Annotated in this window: 10 protein-coding genes; 8 read left to right on the forward strand and 2 right to left on the reverse strand. The window is 72.2% G+C overall.

Annotated elements, in window-relative coordinates; all coding sequences use genetic code 11:
- Positions 1-83 precede the first annotated feature (83 nt).
- Positions 84-428 carry a WhiB family transcriptional regulator gene (locus tag OIM89_RS18930; RefSeq protein WP_003948569.1) on the reverse strand — a complete coding sequence of 115 codons (345 nt, stop codon included), beginning with the start codon at positions 426-428 and terminating at the stop codon, positions 84-86.
- 446 nt (positions 429-874) lie between these two features.
- On the opposite strand from OIM89_RS18930, the gene OIM89_RS18935 reads away from it, so the two are divergent.
- The 4 genes from OIM89_RS18935 to OIM89_RS18950 all read left to right on the forward strand — a co-directional run bounded on the left by OIM89_RS18935 (position 875) and on the right by OIM89_RS18950 (position 5,202).
- Positions 875-1,486, forward strand: coding sequence for a response regulator transcription factor (locus OIM89_RS18935; protein WP_003948568.1), 612 nt, complete (start codon positions 875-877; stop codon positions 1,484-1,486).
- A 252-nt stretch (positions 1,487-1,738) separates the two neighbouring features.
- On the forward strand, positions 1,739-2,314 hold the full coding sequence (locus tag OIM89_RS18940; protein WP_030695915.1) for a sigma-70 family RNA polymerase sigma factor: 576 nt from the start codon (positions 1,739-1,741) through the stop codon (positions 2,312-2,314).
- Positions 2,315-2,463: 149 nt separating this feature from the next.
- Positions 2,464-3,972: an IMP dehydrogenase gene (gene guaB, locus OIM89_RS18945; protein ID WP_030695914.1), complete on the forward strand. Its 1,509-nt coding sequence runs from the start codon at positions 2,464-2,466 to the stop codon at positions 3,970-3,972.
- Positions 3,973-4,074: 102 nt separating this feature from the next.
- Positions 4,075-5,202 (forward strand): GuaB3 family IMP dehydrogenase-related protein, encoded by a 1,128-nt coding sequence (locus OIM89_RS18950; protein ID WP_030695913.1) that lies wholly within the window; start codon positions 4,075-4,077, stop codon positions 5,200-5,202.
- Positions 5,203-5,275: 73 nt separating this feature from the next.
- Here the strand turns inward: OIM89_RS18950 and OIM89_RS18955 are convergent, their stop codons facing one another.
- A complete protein-coding gene (locus OIM89_RS18955; RefSeq protein ID WP_030695912.1) occupies positions 5,276-6,541 on the reverse strand; it encodes a nucleotide sugar dehydrogenase in 1,266 nt (421 codons plus the stop codon).
- A 412-nt stretch (positions 6,542-6,953) separates the two neighbouring features.
- Here OIM89_RS18955 and OIM89_RS18960 point away from each other — a divergent pair, with 412 nt between their 5' ends.
- From OIM89_RS18960 to OIM89_RS18975, 4 genes are all read left to right on the forward strand, one after another.
- Positions 6,954-8,660, forward strand: a complete 1,707-nt coding sequence (locus OIM89_RS18960) for a glycerol-3-phosphate dehydrogenase/oxidase (protein ID WP_030695911.1) — start codon at positions 6,954-6,956, stop codon at positions 8,658-8,660.
- A gap of 143 nt (positions 8,661-8,803) precedes the next feature.
- Positions 8,804-9,241 (forward strand): hypothetical protein, encoded by a 438-nt coding sequence (locus tag OIM89_RS18965; RefSeq protein WP_264491451.1) that lies wholly within the window; start codon positions 8,804-8,806, stop codon positions 9,239-9,241.
- Between the two features lie 72 nt (positions 9,242-9,313).
- Complete coding sequence (locus tag OIM89_RS18970; RefSeq protein WP_264491452.1) at positions 9,314-9,724, forward strand: hypothetical protein; 411 nt, start codon at positions 9,314-9,316, stop codon at positions 9,722-9,724.
- A gap of 396 nt (positions 9,725-10,120) precedes the next feature.
- Positions 10,121-12,091: a serine/threonine-protein kinase gene (locus OIM89_RS18975; RefSeq protein ID WP_047464653.1), complete on the forward strand. Its 1,971-nt coding sequence runs from the start codon at positions 10,121-10,123 to the stop codon at positions 12,089-12,091.
- Positions 12,092-12,143: the final 52 nt, after the last annotated feature.

A 12,143-nucleotide genomic window follows, 5' to 3' on the forward strand; every position in this document is an offset into this window, starting at 1 on the left:
CACGCACACCTCGCGGAAGCACCCCAGCGGCCCCCGGCCCCTGGCCCCTGGCCACCGCATGGCGAAACGTTCCTTCCGGAAGGTCAGGGGAAGCCGGGCCCGGGCGGGGTAGGACCCGGCGCCGGCGCTGCCCCCGCCGGGGTCAGCCGGGTCCGGGCGCGGCCCATCAGTTCTTCGCGTTCGTCCTCGGTGAGGCCGCCCCAGACGCCGTAGGGCTCGCGGACGGCGAGGGCGTGGGCGGCGCACTCGGCGCGTACGGGGCAGCGCATGCAGACCTCCTTGGCGGAGGTCTCCCGGGCGCTGCGGGCGGCTCCCCGTTCGCCCTCGGGGTGGAAGAAGAGGGAGCTGTCGACGCCTCGGCAGGCGGCTAGCAGCTGCCAGTCCCACAGGTCGGCGTTCGGTCCGGGCAGGCGGGAGAAATCAGCCATTACTGGTCCCGTCGTAGCAGTGTCGGCCGTACTGGCGTGGTGACGGCCCTGGGGGTGAGGGACGGGCGCCGGGCGGGTGTCCGGGGTGCTCGCTCTCGAAGACCGCACATCTACTGTCCTAGGAGATGAAAATATGACTCATTGCGAATCTAGTCACAGACACTGCCAAAAGGGAAGAAGAGGCGCTAAATGGGGCATAGCAGAGTTCGTGGAGTACGGCTCTCCTCGATGACCGCGCCCTCACCGCCCCGTGTCCGGCTCCTCACGTAGAGTGCCGAATGCGGTCGGTGACCCCGTAACTCTTTCGGGTGACCGTCGTTGAGAGGGCTAGGCGATTGAAGGAAAAAGGCGGTCGGGCAGATGTCCGACCGCGTCGATCGCGCAGGTGACGATTACGTACCAGCCTGGAGGCTCAAAGTGACGCGCATCAGCTCGGGAGGGCGGGTATGACATCCGTCCTCGTCTGCGACGACTCCCCGCTTGCCCGAGAGGCACTCCGCCGGGCGGTCGCGACCGTGCCCGGCGTCGAGCGTGTGACGACCGCGGCCAACGGCGAGGAAGTCCTCCGCCGCTGGGGCGCCGACCGCTCGGACCTGATTCTCATGGACGTCCGGATGCCCGGACTCGGCGGTGTGGAGACCGTCCGGCGGCTGCTCTCGGCCGACCCGGGCGCCCGCATCATCATGCTCACCGTCGCCGAGGACCTCGACGGGGTCGCTCTCGCGGTGGCGGCCGGCGCCCGCGGCTACCTCCACAAGGACGCCTCCCGGGCCGAACTGCGGGCCACCGTCACCCAGGCGCTCGCCGACCCGACCTGGCGCCTCGCCCCGCGCCGCCTGCGCTCCGCCGAGATGGGCGCCGCGCCCACCCTCACGGCGCGCGAGATCCAGGTGCTGGAGGGGATGAGCCACGGCCGCTCCAACGCCGAGATCGGCCGCGAGCTGTTCCTCTCCGAGGACACCGTCAAGACACACGCCCGGCGCCTGTTCAAGAAACTCGGCGCCTCCGACCGCGCGCACGCCGTGGCCCTCGGATTCCGCTGGGGCCTCGTCCGCTGACCTGCCGGTCCTCCCCGTCCGCCGCCCGGCGGACGGGGCGCACACCCCCGTTTCTCCGCCTCGCCAGGAGGGCTCGCGCCGGTTCGCGCGCCGATGCCGCATCCTTGAGGGGTGGAGTTCCTCGGGAACGAGTCGGTCGAGCGGCAGGGGAGGGCGCAGTCGATGAGGTCCGGCGCACCTGCTCATAACGCTTCGGTGCACAACGAGGGACGCGATGTCCCGGATCGTTCGGCGCCAAGGCACCATGGACCGATGCGTGACGACGAGACGACGGCGATCAGCGGCCTCGTCCATCGCGCGGTGGAGGGTGACGAGCAGGCCACCCACGACCTGCTCGCGCACGTCCATCCGCTGGCGCTGCGGTACTGCCGCACCCGCCTCTCCCGGCTGCCCGGCGACGCCCGGCACTTCGTGGAGGACCTCGCGCAGGAGGTCTGCGTCGCCGTCCTCCTCGCCCTGCCGCGTTACAAGGACACCGGGCGCCCCTTCGAGGCGTTCGTCTTCGCCATCGCCGGACACAAGGTCGCCGACCTCCAGCGCGCCGCGATGCGCCACCCCGGCTCGACCGCCGTCCCCTCCGACGAGATGCCCGAGCGGCCCGACGACTCCCTCGGCCCCGAGGAGCGCGCCCTGCTCAGCAGCGACGCGGCCTGGGCCAAGCAGCTCCTCGCCAACCTCCCGCAGAACCAGCGCGAGCTGCTGCTCCTGCGGATCGCCGTCGGTCTCACCGCCGAGGAGACCGGCCAGATGCTGGGGATGTCGCCGGGCGCGGTCCGGGTCGCCCAGCACCGGGCGCTGAGCCGGCTGCGGGCGCTGGCGGAGCAGTAGCCGGGCGGCGGGCGGGCAGAAGCGCGGGGGAGACGTCGGACACATGTGTCCGGAGCCATCCCGTCCATCTCCCAGGAGTGGAATGGGAGCGGGCAGAATCCCGTTAGCATGGACATCCGCACCGATCAAGGCCATTTGGGGAAGGTGTCATGACTGCAAACGTCGACGGAGTGCCCGAGAAATTCGCGACACTCGGGCTGACCTACGACGACGTGCTGCTGCTGCCGGGCGCGTCGGACATGGCGCCCGACCAGATCGACACCACTTCACGCCTGTCGAAGAACGTCAAGGTGAACGTCCCGCTGCTCTCCGCCGCGATGGACAAGGTCACCGAGTCGCGGATGGCCATCGCCATGGCCCGCCAGGGCGGTGCCGGTGTCCTGCACCGCAACCTCTCCATCGAGGACCAGGCCAACCAGGTCGACCTCGTCAAGCGCTCCGAGTCGGGCATGGTCACCGACCCGATCACCGTGCACCCGGACGCCACCCTCGGCGAGGCCGACGCGATCTGCGCCAAGTTCCGCATCAGCGGCGTGCCGGTCACCGACGGCTCGGGCCGCCTGCTCGGCATCGTCACCAACCGCGACATGGCCTTCGAGTCGGACCGTACGCGCCAGGTGCGCGAGGTCATGACGCCGATGCCGCTGGTCACCGGCAAGGTCGGCATCTCCGGCGTCGACGCCATGGAGCTGCTGCGCCGCCACAAGATCGAGAAGCTGCCGCTCGTCGACGACGAGGGTGTCCTCAAGGGCCTCATCACCGTCAAGGACTTCGTCAAGGCGGAGAAGTACCCGAACGCCGCCAAGGACTCCGAGGGCCGCCTGCTGGTCGGCGCCGCCGTCGGCGTGGCGGGCGACGCCTTCGAGCGCGCCCAGGCGCTGATCGCCGCCGGCGTCGACTTCATCGTGGTCGACACCGCGCACGGCCACTCGCGTCTGGTCGGCGACATGGTCGCCAAGATCAAGTCGAACAGCTCCGGCGTGGACGTCATCGGCGGCAACATCGCCACCCGCGACGGCGCCCAGATGCTCATCGACTCCGGCGCCGACGGCGTCAAGGTCGGTGTCGGCCCGGGCTCCATCTGCACCACCCGCGTCGTCGCCGGCATCGGCGTCCCGCAGGTCACCGCGATCTACGAGGCCTCCCTCGCCGCCCAGGCGGCCGGCGTCCCGGTCATCGGCGACGGCGGCCTCCAGTACTCCGGCGACATCGCCAAGGCCCTGGTGGCCGGCGCCGACACGGTGATGCTCGGCTCGCTGCTGGCCGGCTGCGAGGAGTCCCCCGGCGAGCTGCTCTTCATCAACGGCAAGCAGTTCAAGTCGTACCGCGGCATGGGCTCGCTCGGCGCGATGCAGACCCGCGGCGACCGCAAGTCGTTCTCCAAGGACCGGTACTTCCAGGAGGGCGTCGCCTCCGACGAGAAGCTGGTCCCCGAGGGCATCGAGGGCCAGGTGCCCTACCGCGGCCCGCTCGCGCAGGTCGTGCACCAGCTCGTCGGCGGTCTGCGCCAGTCGATGTTCTACGTCGGCGGCCCCACCGTCCCCGAGCTCCAGCGCAACGGCCGGTTCGTCCGGATCACCTCGGCGGGGCTCAAGGAGAGCCACCCGCACGACATCCAGATGACGGTCGAGGCGCCGAACTACGCCGCCAAGCGCTGACCCGTCGCACGGTCGAAGAGGCGGCCCGGGACACCGGGCCGCCTCTTCGGCGTGCGGGCGGGGGATACTGATGGACTTGAGACCCACAGGAAAGGCCACCCAGTGACTGAGATCGAGATCGGGCGCGGCAAGCGCGGCCGGAGGGCGTACGCATTCGACGACATCGCCGTCGTCCCGAGTCGCCGCACCCGCGACCCGAAGGAGGTCTCGATCGCCTGGCAGATCGACGCCTACCGCTTCGAGCTTCCCTTCCTCGCCGCCCCCATGGACTCCATCGTCTCCCCCGAGACGGCGATCCGCGTCGGGCAGCTCGGCGGCCTCGGCGTGCTCAACCTCGAAGGGCTCTGGACCCGCTACGAGGACCCGCAGCCGCTGCTCGACGAGATCGCCGAGGAGCTGGACGAGGAGCGCGCCACCCGCCGCCTCCAGGAGATCTACGACGCGCCGATCCAGGAGGAGCTGATCGGCCGCCGGATCAAGGAGGTCCGCGACGCGGGCGTCATCACCGCCGCCGCGCTCTCCCCGCAGCGCACCGCCCAGTTCTCCAAGGCCGTCGTGGACGCCGGGGTCGACATCTTCGTCATCCGCGGCACCACCGTCTCCGCCGAGCACGTCTCCGGCGCCGCCGAGCCGCTCAACCTCAAGCAGTTCATCTACGAGCTGGACGTCCCGGTCATCGTCGGCGGCTGCGCCACGTACACCGCGGCCCTGCACCTGATGCGCACCGGTGCCGCCGGTGTGCTGGTCGGCTTCGGCGGCGGCGCCGCCCACACCACCCGCAACGTGCTCGGCATCCAGGTCCCGATGGCCACCGCCGTCGCCGACGTGGCCGCCGCCCGCCGTGACTACCTCGACGAGTCCGGCGGCCGGTACGTGCACGTCATCGCCGACGGCGGCGTCGGCTGGTCCGGCGACCTGCCGAAGGCCGTCGCCTGCGGCGCCGACGCCGTGATGATGGGCTCGCCGCTGGCCCGCGCCACCGACGCGCCCGGCAAGGGGCACCACTGGGGCATGGAGGCCGTCCACGAGGACGTGCCGCGCGGCAAGCTGGTCGACCTCGGCATGGTCGGCACCACCGAGGAGATCCTCACCGGCCCGTCCCGCACCCCCGACGGCTCGATGAACATGTTCGGCGCGCTCCGCCGGTCGATGGCGACCACCGGCTACAGCGAGCTGAAGGAGTTCCAGCGCGTCGAGGTCACCGTCGCGGACTCGCACCACAAGCGCTGACCGCCCCGCCCTCGCACGTCCCGCTGCCCGGCGCCCCCTCGCGGAGTGCCGGGCAGCGGTGTGTCCTGGCCGGTCAGAGGCGGTGGGCCGCACCCGCCGGGGTGGTGCCCCGGGTGTCGAGGAGCAGCTGCGCCTTCACGGCGATGCCCTGGAGGTCGTACGTGCGGTGGTTCTGGAGCAGGATCGTCAGGTCCGCCTCGGCCGCCGCCTCGTAGAGGGAGTCGGCGCGCGGCACCGGGCGCCCGGCCGGCGACCAGTGCGGGACGTACGGGTCGTGGTAGCTGACCGAGGCGCCGCGCTCGGTGAGGCGCAGGGCGATCTCCTGGGCGGGGGCGCCCTGCTGGTCGGCGACGTCCGGCTTGTAGGTGACGCCGAGCAGCAGCACCCGGGCGGCGCGGGCCGACTTGCCGTGCTCGTTGAGGAGCTGGGTGGCGCGCTGGATGACGTACTGGGGCATGCGGGCGTTGATGTCGCGGGCCAGGGAGACCATGCGCAGGCCGTTGCCGGGGGTGGCGTCGGCGTGCGGGAGGCAGCTGGGGTCGAGCGGGAGGCCGTGGCCGCCGACGCCGGGGCCCGGGCGGAACGCCTGGAAGCCGTAGGGCTTGGTCTCGGCGCAGCGGATGACGTCCCAGAGGTCGACGCCGAGGTCGTGGCAGAGCACCGCCATCTCGTTGACCAGGGCGAGGTTGACGTGCCGGTAGTTGGTCTCCAGGACGTGCACGGTCTCGGCCTCGCGGGGGCCCCGGGCGCGGACCACCTTGTCGGTGAGGCGGCCGTAGAAGGCGGCGGCCGACTCGGTGCAGGCCGGGGTGAGGCCGCCGATGACCTTGGGGGTGGCGGCGTAGCCGTGGGTGCGGTTGCCGGGGTCGGTGCGGCCGGGGGAGTAGGCGAGGTGGAAGTCGCGGCCGGCCGTCAGGCCCGAGCCGGACTCCAGGAGGGGGCGCAGGAACTCCTCGGTGGTGCCGGGGCCCGCCGGGGACTCCAGGATGACCGTGGTGTGCGGCCGCAGGCGGGCCGCGAGGGCGCGGGCGGCCTCGGCGAGCGGTCCGAGGTCGACGCCGCCGGAGGGGCCGGGGGGCGCGGGGGCGCAGATGACGGCGGTCCGTACCCGGCCCAGTTCGCGGGGGTCGGCGGTGGGGCGGAAGCCGCCGGAGAGCATCCGGCGGACGTCGGCCGCGGTGAGGGCGCCCTCGGCGCCGGTGCCGGGGAGGCGGCCCGAGGCCAGGTCGCGGGCGCGGTCCGGGTCGTAGCCGATGGTGTCGACGCCCGCGCCGACGGCGGCCTGGGCGAGTGGCAGGCCGTGCGAGCCGAGTCCGATGACGGCGAGGTCTGCGGGCATGGCGGTGGACCGTCCTTCGAGGGGGCCGGGGCGTCGAGGGGGGGCGCGGGACGCGCCGGCCCGGGCTCCCCGAGGTGCCGCTGGACCGGCGCGGACCTGCGTGAATGTCAGACTAGGCATACATATGAACGAGATGCGGTATTGATGTCGGATCGCGCGCATGTCGGCGCGCAGAGGTGTCACGCATACCGCCGGTCAGGTGCCCCTCCCGCACCCGGCCGGTGGCCGATACGGGACGAGCGGGTCAGAATTCGGGCAGAGGGAGCGGGTTTCCGGGAGGCCGCGCGTGGGCCGCCCGGGGAACGGGAACACGAGGGCCGTGGGCCCGCCCCGGCCGCGAGCATCGCGCCCGTCCCGCCGCGGCACCAGACCAGACCAGTCCGGATCAGGCAGACGTCACGGGAGGTTACGGGTGAGGACAGGCACACTGGGACCGGACGAGCGGGCCGAGGCGCTCGCCGCGATGGCCGAACGGGAACTGGACATCCTCGTGGTCGGCGGCGGGGTGGTCGGCGCGGGCACGGCGCTGGACGCCGTCACCCGGGGCCTGTCCACCGGCCTCGTCGAGGCCCGCGACTGGGCGTCCGGCACCTCCAGCCGCTCCAGCAAGCTCATCCACGGCGGTCTGCGCTACCTGGAGATGCTCGACTTCGCCCTGGTCAGGGAGGCGTTGAAGGAACGCGGCCTGCTCCTGGAGCGGCTCGCCCCGCACCTGGTCAAGCCGGTGCCCTTCCTCTACCCGCTCCAGCACGCCGGCTGGGAGCGCCTCTACGCCGGAGCCGGCGTCGCCCTCTACGACGGCATGGCGATGGCCCGCGGCCACGGCCGGGGCCTGCCCACCCACCGCCACCTCAGCCGCCGGCACGCCCTGCGCGTCGCCCCCTGCCTGCGCAAGGACGCCCTGGTCGGCGCCCTCCAGTACTACGACGCCCAGATGGACGACGCCCGCTTCGTCCTCGACCTGATCCGCACCGCCTCCTCGTACGGCGCCAAGGTCGCCAACGGGGCGCGGGTCACCGGATTCATCCGCGAGGGCGAACGCGTGGTCGGCGCCATGGTCACCGACGTCGAGAAGGGCGGCGAGTACGAGGTCCGCGCCAAGCAGGTCGTCAACGCCACCGGCGTCTGGACCGACGACACCCAGGCCATGGTCGGCGAACGCGGCCAGTTCCACGTCCGCGCCTCCAAGGGCGTCCACCTGGTCGTCCCCAAGGACCGCATCAACTCCTCCACCGGGCTCATCCTGCGCACCGAGAAGTCGGTCCTCTTCGTCATCCCCTGGGGCCGGCACTGGATCGTCGGCACCACGGACACCGAGTGGGACCTGGACAAGGCCCACCCGGCCGCCTCCAGCGCCGACATCGACTACGTCCTCGAACACGTCAACTCCGTCCTCGCCGTCCCGCTCTCCCGCGACGACGTCGAGGGCGTCTACGCCGGGCTCCGCCCGCTCCTCGCCGGCGAGTCCGACGCCACCAGCAAGCTCTCCCGCGAGCACACCGTGGCCCATCCGGTGCCCGGGCTCGTCGTGGTCGCCGGCGGCAAGTACACGACGTACCGGATCATGGCGAAGGACGCCGTGGACGAGGCGGTGCGCGGGCTCAACCAGCGCGTCGCCGACTGCGTCACCGAGGAGGTCCCGCTGCTCGGCGCCGAGGGGTACCAGGCCCTGTGGAACGCCCGCGCCCGCACCGCCGCCCGCACCGGGCTGCACGTGGTCCGCATCGAGCACCTGCTCAACCGCTACGGCACCCTCACCGACGAACTCCTCCAGCTCATCGCCGAGGACCCCTCCCTCGGCGAACCGCTGCGCTACGCCGACGACTACCTCCGCGCCGAGATCGTCTACGCCGCCACCCACGAGAGCGCCCACCACCTCGACGACATCCTCACCCGCCGCACCCGCATCTCCATCGAGACCTTCGACCGGGGAACCCGCAGCGCCCGCGAGTGCGCCGAACTGGTCGCCCCCGTCCTCGGCTGGGACCAGGAGCGGATCGACAACGAGGTCGCGCACTACGAGATGCGCGTCGAGGCCGAACGGGAGTCGCAGCGCCAGCCCGACGACCTGACGGCGGACGCGGCTCGGCTGGGGGCGCCGGACATCGTGCAGGGGTAGGCGCGCCCCTGGGGGCACGGGGGCCACGCGGGCCTCTGTGACAGGCGCGTACCAAGCTCCTCCTGGCCCGGATCGCCGTCGGCGATCCGGGCTAGCGTATGCGCCAGTCCGGGAGAACTCCCGGCCAGAACAGGGGGATTGACGTGGAACAGGACAGACGGAACGGTTTCTCGCGGCGCGGGCTGCTCCGGGGCGGGCTGCTGGCGGTGGCGGCGTCCGGGGCGGCGGTGGTCGGCTTCGCCGGGACGGCGAGCGCGGCCGCGGTCAACCTCGGCCTCGACAACCAGGGCGCCAAGCGCGTCCAGCGGTGGGTCCTCACCATGTACGGCTACACGGGGGCGATCGACGGGGCGCTCGGCCCCAACAGCTGGAAGGCGATGCAGCGCTTCCTCGCCACCTGGCCCAGCCAGCCGGCTCCCTACAAGGGGGCCATCGACGGGGTCGTGGGGCCCGCGACGATCGTGTCCCTCCAGGCGTACCTGAAGAAGTTCCGCGGCTACACCGGGGCTCTCGACGGGCGTGCGGGAGCGGGAACCCAGGCAACGTTCTGGCGCTTCGCCTACTCGAACCCGGCGGTCTGACCTCACGTGCCGGCCGGGGGCCTGGGGCTGGCCCCCGGCCGGGCGGTCTTCGGCCGGTCTGTCCGGTGGGGTGTGCCGGTCACCGACCGGGCTTTCGGGGCGTGGGCGCGCCTGGTGGTCTTCCGTGAAGGCTTCCGGGTGTGCGCTCATCCAGAGTTCTTCGCGTCTGGTCGCTGGACGGGGTCGAACCCCGCCGAAGTGGGTTGCTCTGATGTCGAGATCGAAGTCCCGGAATGCGTCACAGGGTGGACGGCTGGCTCCTCCGGTGTTGCTCCCCTCTCGCAGGCTGGAGCGGATTCCGGCACGCTCATCACGGGCCGAGTTGTCGGATTCGGCGATGGTGATGATGCGGTCGTAGAGGTCAGAGTGGGATCGGACATCCTCCTGCTGGAAATCCCGAATCGTAGGTCGGAGCTTCCTGCGGTGGAGGGGTGGATTTCCTTCCGGGCTTCGCAAATCCAGCTCTACCCGCACGATCTGTGATGTGCCCAGATGAATGGCGGCTCCCGAAAGCTCCGGCCGACTGGGGCTCCCGATCCTGCGGATGAAGCCCCGCCGAGCGTGCCGTTGAGAGTGCCGAGGGCACGCCGCTGAAGAGGCGACTGGTGTGAGGAGGCGGTGAACGCCGCCGTGCAGGGGCATCTGGGGAGGTGAGTGCTGGGTGGGCGGTCACTGTCGAGGTGGGCCCCGCCCCCGCCCGTATCGCCCCACCTGGCCATGATGTGTCGTCATATCGTGCGGCAGGCGGCCCCGCTGAAGGCCGGCTCGTCTTGCCCGGTGTGGCTTTCGCACCCCACAGTGGCCCCATCCCCCAGGCGCAGTCTGCTCCCCGCGTGAGGGACAATGGTGGCTCTGTCGGGGCGGGTTCAGAGGGGACGCATGACGGACGCGGAGCAGTCGCAGAAGGGCCGTCGGGACGACGGGGCCAAGGACGGCGGCCGGCTGCTCGCCGGGCGGTACCGGCTGGGTGGTGTGCTGGGCCGGGGCGGCATGGGCACGGTGTGGCGGGCCGAGGACGAGACGCTGGGGCGGACCGTCGCGGTGAAGGAACTGCGGTTCCCCTCGTCGATCGACGAGGAGGAGAAGCGGCGGCTCATCACGCGGACCCTGCGCGAGGCGAAGGCCATCGCCCGTATCCGGAGCAACGGCGCGGTCACCGTCTACGACGTCGTGGACGAGGACGACCGGCCGTGGATCGTGATGGAGCTGATCGAGGGCAAGTCCCTCGCCGAGGTGATCCGGGAGGACGGCACGCTCACCCCCAAGCGGGCCGCCGAGGTCGGGCTCGCCATTCTCGGGGTGCTCCGGGCCGCGCACCGGGAGGGCATCCTGCACCGGGACGTGAAGCCGTCGAACGTGCTCATCGAGGGTGACGACGGCCGGGTGGTGCTCACCGACTTCGGTATCGCGCAGGTGGAGGGCGACCCCTCGATCACCTCGACCGGCATGCTGGTCGGCGCCCCCTCGTACATCTCGCCGGAACGCGCGCGGGGCCACAAGCCCGGCCCGGCGGCGGACCTGTGGTCGCTGGGCGGGCTCCTGTACGCGGCGGTGGAGGGCGTCCCGCCGTACGACAAGGGGTCGGCCATCGCGACGCTCACCGCGGTGATGACGGAGCCGCTGGACCCGCCGAAGAACGCGGGGCCGCTGAGCGAGGTCATCTACGGGCTGCTCGCCAAGGACCCCGGGCAGCGGCTCGACGAGGCGGGCGCGCGGGCCCTGCTGCGTGACGTGATCGCCAGTGAGGAGGCGGGCGCGGGCCAGGTCGCCGACGCGACCAAGGTCGTACCGCTGCCGAAGCCGGCCGACGGCGCCGCCCGGGAGAGCCGGCCGAAGCTGGAGAAGACGCCGAAGGCGGCCAAGGCCCCGAAGGCGGCGGCGGCCGCGGGTGCCGCCGGTGCCGCCAGGTCTCCCGCGCTCTGGCCGAAGATGCAGGCGTCCGACGACGCGCCGGTCGTTCCCCCGGCCGCCGTGTCGCACGCCGCGGCCCCCACCACGGCCACCGCCGCGGGCGGGCGCCCGCCCGCCGCGCGGGCCTCGCTCACCGACGTGGTCTCGCGGCGCTCGCTGCTGGTGGCGCTGGGCGTCGCCGTGCTGCTGGTCGCGGCCGTGCTCGGCTTCGTCCTCACCCGGGGCGGCGACTCCGGCGGCGGGGACGACGCGGCCAAGGGCGGCGACAAGAACGCCTCGGCCGGGGCCACCGGCGGCGAGAGCGGGGACAAGGCCGACGGCGGCAACGGCCCCGCGCAGGACGGCGGGAAGGGCGGCGAGGCCGCGGACGGCGGCAAGGACGGCGGCAAGGACGACCAGGGCACCGGGGACGCGGACGGGGACAAGGGCGAGGACGGTGACGGGGGCAAGGGCGACGAGGCCGGCGAGGGCAGCGGCCACGACCCCGGCGAGCCGGGTGACGACACCCTCGACCACACCACGTACCGCCACTCCCAGGGGTTCAGGATCGGGCTGCCGAAGGGGTGGAAGTACACCACCACCGGGGCCGCCGGGGCCCGGTTCGCCGGGCCCGACGGACAGAAGCTGCTGGTCGGGTGGACGGGGACGCCGAAGGACGACCCGGTCGCGGACTGGAAGGCGCAGGAGAAGTACATGCGCCGGGCGCAGTACGAGCGCATCCAGATCGAGGCGGTCGACTACCGGGGCTGGAACACGGCCGACTGGGAGTTCACCTACGTCGACGGCGGCGTGAAGTACCGCTCGATCGACCGGGGCCTGGTCGTCAACAAGAGCCTCGGGTACGGCCTGATGTACACCGCCAAGGACGCGAACTGGCACACCGACCTGCGTGAGGGCACCTGGCGGACCTTCACGGAGACCTTCCGGCCGAAGAAGTGAGGCGGCGCTTCCCGGGCAGATGTTCCCTGGATCGCCTATCGCCTCATCTCCG

The sequence above is a fragment of the Streptomyces sp. BI87 genome, assembly GCF_025957665.1.
In the GTDB taxonomy this organism is placed as follows: domain Bacteria; phylum Actinomycetota; class Actinomycetes; order Streptomycetales; family Streptomycetaceae; genus Streptomyces; species Streptomyces albidoflavus.